This is a genomic window from Leptothrix discophora (assembly GCF_030705305.1).
GTDB lineage: Bacteria > Pseudomonadota > Gammaproteobacteria > Burkholderiales > Burkholderiaceae_C > Sphaerotilus > Sphaerotilus discophorus.
This window is the reverse complement of sequence record NZ_JAUZEE010000003.1, coordinates 570,395-584,376: the sequence shown is the minus strand read 5'-3', so window position 1 is coordinate 584,376 and position 13,982 is coordinate 570,395. Positions and strand designations below refer to the sequence as shown.

General features: G+C 65.0%; 13 protein-coding genes and 1 pseudogene. 3 read left to right on the top strand and 11 right to left on the bottom strand.

All coding sequences use genetic code 11. From position 1 onward, the window contains the following. Window positions 1-399 precede the first annotated feature (399 nt). Window positions 400-1,161, top strand: coding sequence for an LOTUS domain-containing protein (locus Q8X39_RS08860; RefSeq protein ID WP_305749277.1), 762 nt, complete (start codon window positions 400-402; stop codon window positions 1,159-1,161). A gap of 78 nt (window positions 1,162-1,239) precedes the next feature. On the opposite strand, the gene cap4 is transcribed toward Q8X39_RS08860, so the two are convergent. Genes cap4 through Q8X39_RS08840 form a run of 4 tightly spaced genes read right to left on the bottom strand, consistent with a single transcriptional unit; the run spans window position 1,240 to window position 5,847 of the window. Then, window positions 1,240-2,643, bottom strand: a complete 1,404-nt coding sequence (gene cap4 / locus Q8X39_RS08855; protein WP_305749276.1) for a CD-NTase-associated endodeoxyribonuclease Cap4 — start codon at window positions 2,641-2,643, stop codon at window positions 1,240-1,242. Next, entirely contained in the window at window positions 2,640-3,107 is a 468-nt protein-coding gene (locus Q8X39_RS08850; RefSeq protein WP_305749275.1) for a M67 family metallopeptidase, read from the bottom strand. Before Q8X39_RS08850 ends, cap4 begins: the two co-directional genes overlap by 4 nt. Beyond that, the gene (locus Q8X39_RS08845) at window positions 3,107-4,837 is read right to left on the bottom strand and encodes a ThiF family adenylyltransferase (RefSeq protein ID WP_305749274.1); all 1,731 of its coding nucleotides are present in this window, start codon (window positions 4,835-4,837) and stop codon (window positions 3,107-3,109) included. The genes Q8X39_RS08850 and Q8X39_RS08845 overlap by 1 nt, the downstream gene beginning before the upstream one ends. After that, on the bottom strand, window positions 4,837-5,847 hold the full coding sequence (locus Q8X39_RS08840) for an SMODS domain-containing nucleotidyltransferase (RefSeq protein WP_305749273.1): 1,011 nt from the start codon (window positions 5,845-5,847) through the stop codon (window positions 4,837-4,839). The genes Q8X39_RS08845 and Q8X39_RS08840 overlap by 1 nt, the downstream gene beginning before the upstream one ends. A gap of 242 nt (window positions 5,848-6,089) precedes the next feature. Here Q8X39_RS08840 and Q8X39_RS08835 point away from each other — a divergent pair, with 242 nt between their 5' ends. After that, window positions 6,090-6,323 (top strand): LexA family transcriptional regulator, encoded by a 234-nt coding sequence (locus Q8X39_RS08835; RefSeq protein ID WP_305749272.1) that lies wholly within the window; start codon window positions 6,090-6,092, stop codon window positions 6,321-6,323. Further along, complete coding sequence (locus tag Q8X39_RS08830) at window positions 6,324-6,923, top strand: LexA family protein (protein WP_305749271.1); 600 nt, start codon at window positions 6,324-6,326, stop codon at window positions 6,921-6,923. Between the two features lie 53 nt (window positions 6,924-6,976). On the opposite strand, the gene Q8X39_RS08825 is transcribed toward Q8X39_RS08830, so the two are convergent. The 7 genes and pseudogenes from Q8X39_RS08825 to Q8X39_RS08795 form a co-directional block, all read right to left on the bottom strand. After that, the gene (locus Q8X39_RS08825; RefSeq protein WP_305749308.1) at window positions 6,977-7,423 is read right to left on the bottom strand and encodes a GNAT family N-acetyltransferase; all 447 of its coding nucleotides are present in this window, start codon (window positions 7,421-7,423) and stop codon (window positions 6,977-6,979) included. Window positions 7,424-7,567: 144 nt separating this feature from the next. Further along, window positions 7,568-8,011 (bottom strand): annotated as a pseudogene (locus Q8X39_RS08820) (gamma-glutamylcyclotransferase family protein); the annotation flags it as partial. 462 nt (window positions 8,012-8,473) lie between these two features. Then, on the bottom strand, window positions 8,474-9,466 hold the full coding sequence (locus tag Q8X39_RS08815; protein WP_305749270.1) for a glucokinase: 993 nt from the start codon (window positions 9,464-9,466) through the stop codon (window positions 8,474-8,476). 171 nt (window positions 9,467-9,637) lie between these two features. Next, window positions 9,638-10,705: an ABC transporter ATP-binding protein gene (locus Q8X39_RS08810; RefSeq protein ID WP_305749269.1), complete on the bottom strand. Its 1,068-nt coding sequence runs from the start codon at window positions 10,703-10,705 to the stop codon at window positions 9,638-9,640. A gap of 11 nt (window positions 10,706-10,716) precedes the next feature. Beyond that, a complete protein-coding gene (locus Q8X39_RS08805; protein WP_305749268.1) occupies window positions 10,717-11,565 on the bottom strand; it encodes a carbohydrate ABC transporter permease in 849 nt (282 codons plus the stop codon). Between the two features lie 10 nt (window positions 11,566-11,575). After that, on the bottom strand, window positions 11,576-12,466 hold the full coding sequence (locus Q8X39_RS08800) for a carbohydrate ABC transporter permease (protein ID WP_305749267.1): 891 nt from the start codon (window positions 12,464-12,466) through the stop codon (window positions 11,576-11,578). A gap of 145 nt (window positions 12,467-12,611) precedes the next feature. Then, complete coding sequence (locus Q8X39_RS08795; protein WP_305749266.1) at window positions 12,612-13,874, bottom strand: ABC transporter substrate-binding protein; 1,263 nt, start codon at window positions 13,872-13,874, stop codon at window positions 12,612-12,614. Window positions 13,875-13,982: the final 108 nt, after the last annotated feature.

Sequence of the window (13,982 nt, the reverse complement as noted above, 5' to 3'; positions counted from 1 at the left end):
CGTGGACACGATCCTTGCTTTCGCTTCGATGCGGTTCAAGATGAGTTGGCTGGACGCTTACGGAAGTTCTACCGTGGTTGCGGAAGCGAGCTGCGCGGGTGGTCACCGAGGTCGCGCTGCGCTCTGGCTTCGCAATCTCGACGACATACGGGCCGAGACTGGGGCGTACGTTCGGTTCGTGCTTGGAAGGATACTGGGAGGCTCGCCGCAAGCCAGGGGCGGTCCGGAAGGGAGCCGCCGAAGGTTCAACCCGCTCGCTGGCGTGCTGCATCGACCGAGCGGCGCCGCGAATATCCGACCAGACCTCCAATGACTGAAGACCCTCGTCCAGCGCTACAGCGCGACGTTCAGCGACTGTTGGGCAGGTGCATGTTGCGCATCCAGCAGTATGAACGCCTGATGAAAGCCATGCTCGCGCATCACGAGTTGGCTGGCTCACTAGAAGCCCTGGAAGAGCAGCGTTCGATGCGCATCGAGAAGCTCTCGGACAAGAGCCTTGGTACGCTGGTCAAGGCCTTGTTTGAGACTTATGTTGTACCCGATGGTTTCGAGCGAGACCTCCTGCCCGAAGGCAAGGTGGCCACCGACCGCATCTCAATTGGCATCAGCTTCCGCATGTCGATGCCGCCCGACCGGTGGGCTCAGACCAAAGAGGAAGTCGAGGACTTGGTCGCGATGCGCAACGACCTGGTCCACCACCTCATCGACCGCTTCGATGTGTGGAGCGAGGAGGGGTGCGTAGCGGCCATCCGCCATCTTGAGGACAGCTACGGTCGCATTGACGGACACTACCTTGAACTAGTTGAGTGGGCGAAAAGCATGGAGGCGGCCAGGGACGCCGCAGAATCATTTTCCAGGTCACCAGCCTTCTACGAACTGACAGTCAATGGAATCGCCCCAGACGGCAGCTTCGCCTGGTCTAACTCCGGCATGGTCCGAGCGCTAAGTGAAGCGATAGTGGCGACAGGGACCGAGGGATGGGCCCGGCTCAGCGACGCACGCGATTGGATGGCTACCCATGACGCTGAGCAAACGCCCGAGAAGTACGGGTGCCGGTCATGGCAGCAAGCTGTCAGCGAGTCGCGGTTGTTCGACCTTCAGTACCGAACGTCCGTCGATGGCCGCAGGGAAGCCTGGATTCGGAAGAGGCGGTCGTCGTAACTCTCCTATACGAGGGCCGCCATTACCTCTGGCCGACCTCCTTCGTGCCGACTTTTGCCACTCGTGCCGCAAGTCCATTCATCGCAGCTCCGCGGTTGCCTGATAGGAAAGGTCCACCCAGTCGTAGAGTTGAACGACCCCAACCCCGTTCAAACGGTGCCCGAGCGCCATCGCAAAGGCCGACGGCGCCTTGATGAATAGATGCACCCGTGACAACTGGTGCCGAGAACGGAACGCCACCAATGCCGCTTTGGCCTCGTGCACGGCAGCGTTCAGCACGGCGACGCTCGTGAGCGCAGAGACGCTAGCCAGGAACACCTTGGGCGCGCCTGTCAGCCCGAGGCCTCGCGCTGTGGCAAGTACATCATCGTGGCCAGGGTACGGGAAGCTGATTGCAGCAACCCCTTCGTCACCCGCACGGTCGGGCGCCTCCTCGCTCATCCCGAAGAACTTATCGCTGGACCGCTCGTGACTCGCTGTGTCCAGTGTCTGGCCGTTGTGGGTCATCTGGAGCGTGAAGCCGCTGGTTGCCGACAAGCAATAGCCCACAGTGCAGGCGAGTGACATGCGTTGCTTGGCCGAGAGCCTCACCCCTCGCCGCTCACGGCTGGCCAGGATGAACTGCCCCATAGCGGTCAGTTGGTCGTGGAATTCCGTCCAAGCGCCTACGCCCAGGGTCCCACGTAGCGGGCCGTTGAACCGGCCAACTTCCAGCGAAAGGTCTTCGAACCTCGCCGGCGGGTCTCCCAAGAGCTGTACCTTCGTCGCGGTGCCGAGCCACTCCGATGCCAAATCGGGCGCAGACTCGACCAGCGCGGATTCCAGTGCCCGCCGTGAGACGAGACCCTTCGTGGAGCCGTCGACCAACTCCTTGCAGCGCCCGCGAAAGGTGCTGACATCGACGCCACGCATGTTGGCCATAGTGGGCAAGTGCGTTGCCATCATGCTGGCAAAGGCTCCGGCCACGTTGGCGTCGCTGTACTTGACGAACGACACTCGCTCAAGAACGAAGCGCGCCACGTCTACGGTCTGACCGAGCCCAACAATGGTTGCTTCGATGTCCGCCTCAGCCGACGCGCGAATACTCGAATCGCTGTTCAGGGAGTCGGCGGGCCCGCGGTATCGCTCCAGCTTTCGAAACAGAGGGTCGAAGTCTCCGTTGAAGTCGCCGCATACGAGAACGAAGCGAACGTACTCGTCCGGTGCCGCATCGTGAAGCTCGCTGAAGCGCGCGACCTCGGCCCAGAAGGCGTTCGTGGTGAGCTGGTTTCTCTTTGCCTCATGAAGCACGCAGAACGTCCCACCTCCGGGCCTGTGGTAGCGCACCTCGACGTCACCCAGCAGCTCGCTCACGGCGTGGCTGAACGCGCCCTGTGAGAGGTAGAGCGGAATGTGCTCGAGCAGAAACGCGTCCTGGTAGTCGAACCCATCTCTGGCGACGACGCCGCCGGTTGACTGTCGTTGAAACAGCGGTGCTGTCACGTGAGGTCCTCCAGCACCAAGGTTGACGGCGAAATTGTCCCGTCCGGCAGGTACGTGTGGGCGCTGCCCTCCAGCGTCTCGCGGTCGACGAGCTTGAAGATGAGCAGCACCACAAAGTTCGCGCCAACCTTCGCGTTCGTCACTATGTCGAGCATGGAACGGTGGTCGGTTTCGCTCGGCTGCACAGAAAAGCTCGGATGGGAGTGCCACTCACCCAGGTAGTTGAAGCGGGTGTAGTCGTGACCCGACTGGCGGAAGTACGCACTCAGAGCCCGGAAGGCCGAGCGCGTGCCGCGAACAAAGCTGGCAAACCTGCCGCCTCCTTGGACGGTCAATTGCCGGACCATGAAGTGGTCCTGACCGATGTGCTCAGCCATCAGGATGCCGCCACATTCGTTGGACCCGGCTGCACGCAGCGCGCGCCGCAAGGTCTCCTGCACGTCCGGCGGAACGCTTACGGTCATCATTTGCTCGGACTGAAGACCGAAATCAGCTCGCCGAAGGCTGTCGCGTTGGCTTCGGCGTCCTCGGGGTCGGCTGGCCCAGGCGTCGCCGTAGGACACTCAATCGCACGAGTGTCGAACGGCGCTTCAAAGACCCAAGCCTTCTGGTATCCGAGCAGGTAGGCAGCAACCGGAAATCGCCGAGCTTCCGTGGTGACGAGCGCGTCAATCGCGAACTGGGCCAACGAGGCCGCGAGTTGACTCACCTCTGCATCACCAGCGACGTAGACCATGCCGGCCTCTTCCGCGTCGTACCCCTCCGCGTGCTTGAACGGTGCCTCTGGCAGCGTCGCCAAATAGGCGTTGATGGCTGCACGCACGGTAAGTGGGTCAGCATCCTGCCCCGGAATGCTGCGGGCCATCAGCGCGCCGATGCCGCCGGCGAAGACCTCGCCCCATACAAGGGGCACACCCCGTCGGGCGCAAATCGCGGCCACGGAGGAGAAGACCTTTGGGCTGGCCGTTGCGTCGATGACCAAGTCGCAGGCAGCCACCTGTTCAAGCACCGTGGTGTTGTAGGCGGAGCTCTCCTGGCCGGCGAACCGAAACGTACGTGTTTGGACCTCGGCATCCGGTCGGACAAGGCGTATCGCGCCACGCGTGCCATCGACCTTGTCGTAGCCCACCGACTGCCAATCGAGTTGATTGCGAGAGAGGTTTCCAGGTGCCAGGATGTCGTCGTCGATGAGCAGAAAGCGCGTGACACCCGAGCGGGCCAATGTCACTGCAAGCTTGCTACCCACCGAGCCCAATCCAATCACGGCTACGCGCTTGCCGGCCAGGCACTGATTTGTCTCCGGCTGGCGAGAGGTGCCCGCGACGCTGAAGTCGACCATTCGATACTCGTAGGCCGTGTCACCAGTTCCCTTGGCCAAGGCTATCGGCCGTAGGGCCCTTTGGTCGTCCACCAGCAGCAGGAAGGCGCTACGGTCCTCGTCATCTGGCCAGGGCCAGCGCCCTTTGACCTTGAGGTAGTCGCGAATGTCGGCCTGGCTCTTGGCTGGTGCCGCAAGACCGCTCCACTCATCGCAACGCACCAGCCACCCCGACCGTAGGAACACGCTGCCAATAGCAGCATCGGTCACCTCGGGCGGAAGCGCTGGCAAGAGGTTGCCGTCCTCTGGCCCAAGCTTCACGGCGATGCTCACCAACTCGCGAAAGCGGGTCGAAGTCGACACCGTCAGCGGCGTAAACGGGGCTGAATGCGAGCCTGGCATCGCCAGGGCCAGTTCGGGTGTGACAAGAAAGCGTCTGGTCTCCGAGCGCAGGCGCTGCCCTAGCGTCGGTTCATGCCGAGAAGGTGCTTCCAAGCCAAGCGCCGGCCCGAGCTTCTCGAATGCCAGCAGCTTGTGTGTGCTGCGGATGAGGTCTGCGCCGGTGACGCCCGGGTGCCAGGTGTCTGGCCCCCATTCCAGGCATAGCGTGCCTGTGCCCGGAAATTGGTGGCTGCTCCACGCCTCGTCGACCTTCCTCGGGCGCACGTACGCAGGCGCCTGCGGGAAAAGGTCGGGGTAGACAAGCACGGCTTCGTGGACCTTCCCCGCCACCGTGATGTCGAAATCAACGCACACCTCCTTGTTGGCGGTGAAGCCCCATGACAGCTTCGTCAGCCAACTCGCGTCGGCCGCGAGCATATCCATCTCGCGGGTCTCCGCGAGCATGCGCTTGGTCTGCTCGAGCAGCAGCCGCATCAAGCGAAGCCGGGCGGCTTGTTCGGGGGAACGACCGCCTTCGCCGGGAATGTCAGGCCAAGGCCGCCACCGGTCGCTGCGGCGGTACGAAGCAGCCCACCAGGCTTGGGCGTCGACTTGCGGAAGCGGTCGCCGAAGACTCGCTGCCACAGCAACAGCGCCTTCTCCGGGTCGGTCTCACGTTGCGCCCGGCGAACGCGCTGGGCGTGGTCGGCGGCCATGTCGTAGAAGCGCTTGAACTCCTCGGGCTTCACCCGGGAGAACACGTTGTTGCCCTCAACGCTGGGGTCCGCCAGGTGCGGCACCTGGCCGGTCGCGGCCAGCCAGTGATACTCCGTCGTGATGCGCTCAAGGAGTTTCGCGAATAGTTCCTCGTAGCTGTTCTCGCGGTAGTCCATGAGCTCGGCCACCATCGCTTCGATGATGAAGCCCTTCGGCCGCCTAAGGTGGGGCAGGTTCTCGCGGCGCCACCACTTCAACAGCTTGACCAACGGCTTGAAGTTGCCGTTCGCGCGCTTGTTGACCGCACGCGCCCATTCGTTATGGCCCATCGGGTTGGTTTCGAGCCAGCGCTCCTCGCTCTTGTCGGCGATGAGCCATGCTCCCGGGTGCCACGGGTTGGCGATGACCGGCACGACATCCATCTCGACGGAACCCAGCGAGACGCAAATGGAGCGCCTGTTTGACTCGATTTCTGCATACCCCAGCTGCTTCACCGCACGGCGCAAGGTCGTGATGACGTTGCTCGGCTGGTCGTACTGGGTGTAGTTGGTGACCACGATGATGTCCACATCCGGCCGTCGGAGCGTGCCGTCGGAAACGCGCGGGCGGAGTGCCGTTTCGCGGGCGTAGGACCCGGACAGGTACGTCTCCTTGTGGATTGTCCTGTAGGTCGGGTGCTCGGCGAGCTTGGTGCGCAGGGTACGGTGGGCCGAACTGCAGACCGCCTTTGTGCTGCCGCTGGGCTCAATCTCGGACAGGAAGTCGATGAACTGCTGCTGGGTCGCCATCGTGCGGCACCTTTCCAACTGGCACTCGCCGGTCGCGAGTGCTAAACACTATATCCGGGGTCCGCAATCGGAACAACCACTACCGGTAGTGTGTCCCGGGGTCCCGCCGCGTTATGGCGGTCCGTAGATTCCATCGAAAGAACTAGCGATGAATTGGACATGGCGGACGACAGCACCTATCCACCCTGGGCGAGTACGACAAGCGGGTCGGCGCCTTCCCTCCGACGCCCAAACTGTGCGAGGTGCTGGGCCTGTCCTCGACCTCGAGCGTCTTCGCCCTCATCGGGCATTTGAACGCCGCCGGCTACGTCGAGCGGGTCGATGGTCGGGTGGTGCCGCCCAGGAAGTTTTTCGGCTGGCCGCTGCTGGGCTCGGTGCGCCCTGGCCAGCCGCAGTCAGCGGAACAGTCCGAGCCGGTAGTGCTGACGCTGGACGACTACCTCATCGACCAGCCCAACCGCAACTCGCTGCATTAGGTGCGCGGCGACAGCATGCGCGACGGCGGCATCCTCGAGGGCGAACTCGTCGCGGTGGAGCAGAACGCGCCGACCGGCCCGGTCGACATCGTCGTGGCGTTGGTGGACGGCGAAATCACAGTCAAGACGCTGCGTCGCGATGACGACGGCAAGTTCTACTTGGAGGCCACCAACCCCGCCTATCCGCCAATCCGACGCAAGACCAGCCTGGAAGTCCTGGGCGCGGTCGTGAGCGTCTGCCGGCGCGTACGGAGGTGGCCGCCTGTACACCTCCGGCAGAACCGCGGCCTAGCGACCGCCCAGCCAACAAGGACCAACTGCCATGCGAGGCGCACGTGCGGCCTGCAGGGCGGAGCTCCGCCACCAGGACTGCACGGACAGCCGCATGCCGCGACAGAGAACTTCGCATGTGACAGCCACCTTGCGTGGCCGTTGTCCTTCTGGCTCAACGGCGATGGTCGCGCAGCGGCTTGTCGGCGAGGCAGCCAGTCGGAAGGGCACACGCTTCTTATGCTGAGCGCGCCTTGCCGGCCATCAACTGAAAGCAAGTCGGCTGTCCGTGTCATCAACCGAGCACAAATCTGCCGCTGGTGTCACTGAACGAGCGCAGCCGATTGCAGACGGCGTCCCCGGCCGGCAGATTGTTGGTGCGGTCACTCCGTAGCGTCGAACGCTTTGTGATACGACACCGTGCCCTGGGGGCGACTGTCGGCAAGACTGAGTGCTTGGAAGTACGCTGCCGGCACGCCGGGCAGGACAAGCTCTGGGCAGCCAAGGAAGCTGAAGCGCTGGTAGTAGGTCGGGTCGCCAAGCAGCACGCACCCTGATGCCTTGGCAGCTCGTAGCGCCGAGATTGCACCGTTCATCAGGAGGGTTCCGATGCCTTGGCGCTGATATGCCGGCGAGACCGATATCGGCCCGAGGCCGTACCAGCCCGATGACCCGTCTGAAATCGTCACAGGAGACACCGCCACGTGCCCGACCAGCTTCCCGTGGACTTCCACGACCAGTGACACCGAGAGCGCACCGGCGATGCGGAGCTGGTCAACGATGAAGTGCTCGGTGTGAACCGAGTGCGGTACATCTTCGAAGGTGAGCATTGTCAGCTCATGGATGGCTTGGGCGTCCCCGGGCACTTCCCGGCGGAGTAGCGGGGTTGCGTAGATAGAGAGCTCTTCGGTCGGTCGGCTGGGTTTCGGGTCTGACTGCGTCGCCCGGCGTTGGATTGCAACTATGTACTCGGCCGGGAGCCCAAACTCGCGGGCCCCAACCAGGACGTGCTGGATGTACCAGGGGTACGGCAGCAGGTCGGGTTGCTTGTTGGTCGCAACGTAGGTGACCGCCTTCGCCGGACCGCTGTCCGTGTCGACCACAACCTCGGTGCGGCGATAGCCCGCCTTGGTGCCAGAGGCTCCCTCCGCCTTGTCCAGGGCCGCGATGTCCGCGACCGGCACCCTGAACAAGCCACCGAATACCCGGTCTGTGAGGTCACCTGTGTGCTCGCAGTCGGCCTTGCCAGAGCCATCGATGCTGGCCTTGTGGAAGGCGAGGCGGTAACCCGAAACGGACGCCGGTCCTACAGGCATCGCGGACGGGGCGCGAGTCGCGTGCTGGAGGCGGAGGCTGCTCATATTGGAGCCGTAGGCGAAGTACAGGAGCGTCTCTGCGGGGGCTTCGGTGACGGACATCGGTGTGTGCTCGGTCGTGCTCAATGACAGGCCCACGAGGTGTACGCAGGCAGGGCGAGGCAGTGTGCTCTGGCTCACCCGTTGTCCCGTCAGTCCTTGCAATGAGGGGGCGGCTAGCGGCCTTGGTAGACTGGCGCAAGTCGCGAAAGCTGGCGCGCCAAACTTGGTACCGTAACTCTTGAACTGCTACCCCGTTTACGGTAGGCTATTGCAACACTGTCGTCCGAAAAACGGTAGTAGAAACATGAGCTTAGCGGCGTAGGGCTGGACTCCCGTCCACTCCGCCACTTCATCCGTCGACGCAAGTTGCACATGTTCAGCCGCTTCAGGGTTTCCTGCAGCGGCTATGTCGTTTCTGGGGCCATGGATGCCGGCGGTTTCCAGGCGGACCGACGCGCATGTCGTCGGGCATGAAAAAACCGCCGGCGGTGCGGCGGTTTCCGGGGTGCGCGCGGGACCGGCTCAGTCTTCGCCAAGTGCGCGTGCCGCGCCTGCCAGGGCCGGGGACACGCTGGCGTCGATGACATAGACGGGGATTGCCGCGAGGTAGCTCTCGAAACGTCCCTTGGATTCGAAGCGCTGGCGGAATTTCGATCGGTCGAAGAAGGCGCCCAGGCGCGGCACGATGCCGCCGCCCAGGTAGACGCCACCCAGCGAGCCCAGCGACAGGGCCAGGTTGCCGGCGACATTGCCCAGGAAGGCACAGAAGTGTTCGACCGCCTCGACGCAGGCTGCGTCGCTGCCGTCGAGTGCCCGTTGCGTGACGTCTGCCGGCGACAGCGGCTGGGCCGCCGAGGCGTGCAGGTGACAGGCCGCGTTGTAGAGGTTGACCAGGCCGCTGCCCGACAGCGCCCGTTCGGCCGAGACATGCCCGAAGGCGCGACGCATCTGTTCGAGCACCGCCGCCTCGCGGTCGTCGGTCGCGGCCAGCGTGACGTGGCCGCCTTCGCCGGCCAGCGCTGTCCAGCCGGCGGCGCTGTGGATCAGACCCGACACGCCCAGCCCGGTGCCTGCGCCCAGCAGCGCGATGGGCGCGTTCGCACGGGCCGTGCCGCCACCCAGCTGCCGGATCTCGTGCGACTTCAGCGACGGCAGCGCCAACGCCAGCGCGGTGAAGTCGTTGATGACGACCAGGCGCTGCAGCCCCAGCTCGGCCTGCAGGCCCGACAGCGAGAAGCTCCAGTGGTGATTGGTCATGCGGACCTCGTCACCGGTGATCGGATTGGCGATGCCGAAGGCCATCGAGCCCGGCCGGCCACGCCCGATGCGGGCCAGGTAGGCACGCACCGCGTCGGCGAGCTGGGCATGGTCGGCGGTCGGCAGCGTGTGGACGTCGGTGATGACCGGCTCGGTGCCGTCGGTGCTGGCCTGCGCGATCCAGCCGAAACGGGCATTGGTGCCACCGATGTCGCCGACAAGTCGGGGATACGGGGCGTGCGGTGCGGAGGGCTTCATCGGCTTCTTCTGGCTGGATGCGGTGGGGGCTGCGCCATGACACGGCGGTGTCATGACGCAGGCGCCGCGCATCGTAGCGCGGCACCGGTCCACGCAAGACCTGGCCGGGTTACAAGCTGGGAACCAGCCTGAATGACGCGTGTGGAACCGGTTCGCCGCACGCCTGATGGCTCATTCCGGCAGCCGGACCTCGGTGCTGGCATCGAACAGGTGGGCCTGTGCGGCATCCCATTGCAGGTGCACGTTGTCGCCGACCTGCTCGCCGATCTTGCCGGGCAGGCGCGCGACCAGCGTGCCTGCGCCGGTCTCGACGCTGACGTAGGTCTCGGGCCCGGTCGGCTCGATCATCCTGATGCAGCCGGGCAGGCCGTTCGCGCCGAAGCCGATCGCCTCCGGGCGCAGGCCGTAGATCCACTCGCTGCCGACCTGGGCGCGCAGGCGCTCGGCCCGGCCCGCCGTCAGGGCCAGCTCGATGCCGTGGGCACTGAGGCCCTCATGCGTGCTGCGGGCCTGCAGCATGTTCATCGCCGGCGAGCCGATGAACTCGGCGACGAAGCGTGTGGCCGGCCGGTCGTAGATGTCATCGGGCGTGCCGAACTGCTGAACCACGCCTTCCTTCATGACCGCGATGCGGTCGCCGAGTGTCATCGCCTCGACCTGGTCGTGCGTGACGTAGACCGTGGTCGTGCGGGTGCGCTGGTGCAGCAGCTTGATCTCGGCGCGCATCTCGACGCGCAGCTTGGCGTCCAGGTTGGACAACGGCTCGTCGAACAGGAACAGCAGCGGATCGCGCGCCAGCGCACGGCCCATCGCGACCCGCTGGCGCTGGCCACCCGAGAGCGCGCCGGGCTTGCGTTCGAGCAGGTGCTCGATCTGCAGCATCTTGGCGACCCGGGCCACCGCGGCGTCGCGCCCGGGCTTGGGCACCTTGCGCATCTCCAGGCCGAAGGCGATGTTCTGCGCCACGTTCATGTTCGGGTAGAGCGCGTAGCTCTGGAACACCATCGCGATGTCGCGGTTCTTCGGCAGCGCATGCGTGACGTCGCGTTCGCCGATGTGGATCGAGCCACTGGTCGGCGCGTCGAGGCCGGCAATCATGCTCAGCAGCGTCGACTTGCCGCAGCCGGACGGGCCCACCAGGATCAGGAACTCGCCCTTGTCGATCTCGAGGTCGATGCCCTTGAGGATGTGCGTCTCGCCGTAGCTCTTGCGGACGTTGCGGATGGAAAGTGCGCCCATGACGTGTTCCTTTATCCCTTGACGGCGCCGGCGGTCAGGCCGCGCACGAAGTACTTGCCGGCCAGCACGTAGACGGCCAGGGTCGGCAGTGCGGCAATCAGCGCTGCGGCCATGTCCACGTTGTATTCCTTGACGGAACTGGACGTGTTGGCCAGGTTGTTGAGACCCACCGTGATGGGCTTGGAGTCGGCGCCGGAGAACACCACGCCGAACAGGAAATCGTTCCAGATGTTGGTGAACTGCCAGATCACCGTGACGACCAGGATGGGCGTCGACAGCGGCAGGACGATGCGCCAGAAGATCCGGAAGAAGCCGGCGCCGTCGAGCATCGCGGCCTTGATCAGCTCGTCGGGCAGGCTCAGGTAGTAGTTGCGGAAGAACAGCGTGGTGGATGCCAGGCCCATCAGCACATGCACGCAGACCAGGCCCCAGATCGAGTCGGACAGGCCGACCCAGCCCAGCACCTGCGACATCGGCAGCAGCACGACCTGCAGCGGCATGAACACGCCGAACAGCATCAGCGCGAACAGCAGCTCGCTGCCGCGGAACTTCCACTTGGTGAAGATGTAGCCGTTGAGCGCGCCGAGCACGGTGGACACCGCGACGGCCGGCACGATCATCATCAACGAGTTGACGAAGTAGGGCTGCAGGCCGCCGCAGGACATGCCGGTGCAGGCGCTGCCCCAGGCCTTGGCCCAGGAGTCCAGGCGCAGCATGCCGGGCAGCGACAGCAGGCTGCCATTGCGGATCTCTTCCATGTCCTTCAGCGAGGTGACCAGCATCACGTAGAAGGGCAGCAGGAAGAAGGCCGCGAACAGGCCCAGCAGGCCGAAGAGGATGACGCGGTGGAGTCGTTGCATGGGACTCGCCTCACTTGCGCGACGACGCGCGCAGTTCGCTGTAGAGGTAGGGCACCACGATGGCCGCGATGGTCGCCAGCATGATGGTGGCCGAGGCCGCACCCAGGCCGATCTGGCCGCGGTTGAAGGCCATCGTGTACATGAAGGTCGCGGGCACGTCGGTCGCGTAGCCGGGGCCGCCGGCGGTCAGCGCCATCACCAGGTCGAAGCTCTTGATGGCGATGTGCGCCAGCACCATCAGCGTGCTGAAGAAGACCGGCCGCAGGCTCGGGATGATGATGCGCAGGTAGATGCGCGGCAGGCTGGCGCCGTCGATCTGGGCCGCCTTGATGATGGATTCGTCGATCCCGCGCAGGCCGGCCAGGAACAGCGCCATGACGAAGCCGGCGCTCTGCCAGACACCCGCGATCACGACGGTGTAGATCGCCATGTCGGGGTCGACCAGCCAGTCGAAGCTGAAGGACTCGTAGCCCCACTGGTGCATCAGGTGCTCGATGCCCAGGCCGGGGTTCATGATCCATTTCCATGAGGTGCCGGTGACGATGAAGCTCAGCGCCATCGGGTACAGGTAGATGGTGCGCAGCACGCCTTCGGCGCGGATCTTCTGGTCCAGCAGCACGGCCAGCAGCAGGCCCACGGCCATCGCGAAGCCGATGAACAGGGTCGAGAAGATGCCAAGGTTCTTCAGTGCGACCAGCCAGCGCTCGCTCTCCCAGAGCAGGCTGTATTGCGCCAGGCCGACGAACTCGTAGTTGGGCAGCAGCCGCGAGGCCGACACCGACAGGTAGCCGTTCCAGGCGATCAGGCCGTAGATGAAGAGGAAGGACAGCACGAAGCTGGGCGCCAGGACGAGGCGTGGCAGCCAGTGGTCGAGCCGCGCGGTCGCGCTCGAAGTGGCCATGGGGACTCCCGGGGAAGGGACGCGGCGGCGCTCGGGCCGACCACGTCGTGCATGCAGCCATCAGGACGACGAAGCGGACGAAGCGCAGGGCCGCCTGCGTGAGGCGGCCCTGCGCGGGTCCGGGAGGTCGGACCGATCGTGCGGCTTACTTGGTCTTCGCGGCGGCGGCGATCTTGGTGGCCGCTTCGTCGGCGGTCATCTTGTCGCTGTTCCAGAACTGGCTGACCACGTCCTGGATCGCGCCTTGCGCGGCCGGCGCGACGGCCATGCCGTGGGCGATCGACGGCACCAGCGAGCCGCCCTTGGCGGTCGAGACGAAGTCGGTGCTGGAGAGCTTGGCGCAGTCGTCGAACTTCGCCATGTTCATGTTCAGGCGCACCGGGATCGAGCCCTTGTTGAGGTTGAACACCTCCTGGAACTCGGGCGACAGGATCGCCGCGGCCAGATCCTTCTGGGCCTTGATCTTGTCGTCGCCCTTGACCTGGAACATCGCGAACGAATCGACGTTGAAGGTGAAGGACTTGGCCGTGCCCGGCGCGGCGGCGCACAGGAAGTCCTTGCCCGGGACCTTGCCGGCGGCGACGAACTCGCCCTTGGCCCAGTCGCCCATCAGCTGCATGCCGGCCTCGCCCTTGATCACCATCGCGGTGGCCAGGTTCCAGTCACGGCCGGGTGCGTTCTTGTCGGTGTAGCCCTTGATCTTCTTGAAGGTGGCGAGCACCTTCTTCATCGTGTCGCCCGACAGCGTGGCCGGGTCGAGCTGCACCAGGGCCTTCTTGTAGAAGTCGGCACCGCCAACGCCCAGCGCGACGCTCTCGAAGGTGGTGAAGTCCTGCCAGGACTGGCCGCCGTGGGCGACCGGGACGATGCCGGCGGCCTTGAGCTTGTCGGCGGCGACGAAGAACTCGTCCCAGTTTGTCGGCAGCTTGGCGCCGGCCTTCTTCAGGGCCTCGGGGTTGGCCCACAGCCAGTTCACGCGGTGCACGTTGACCGGCACGGCGACGTACTTGCCCTTGTACTTCATGACGTCGGAGACCACCGGCGGCAGCAGGCTGTCCCACTTCTCCTTGGTGGCGACCTCGTCGAGGTTGCTCAACACGCCTTCGCGCGCCCATTCCTGGATGGTCGGACCCTTGATCTGGGCGGCGGCCGGCGCGTTGCCCGAGACCACGCGCGACTTCAGCACCGTCATGGCCGACTCGCCGCCGCCGCCGGCGACCGCGAAGTCCTTCCAGGTGTGGCCCTGCTTCTCCAGCTGCGCCTTCAGCGCGGCGGCCGACTTGGCCTCGCCGCCGGACGTCCAGTAGTGCAGCACCTCGACCTCGCCGGCCTGGGCGACGGCGTGCAGCGCCAGCGTGGCGGCGGCGGCCAGCGCGGTGCGGGCCAGCTTGCGATTGATCTTGTTCATGGGGTCTCCGTAGGGGGTTGAACGGACACCGGGCCGGTGGGGAGTCGGACCCGGACATCCTGCGGGGCATGGCGTGGTGCCGCCCTCAGCGGAGCGAACTTTAAATGT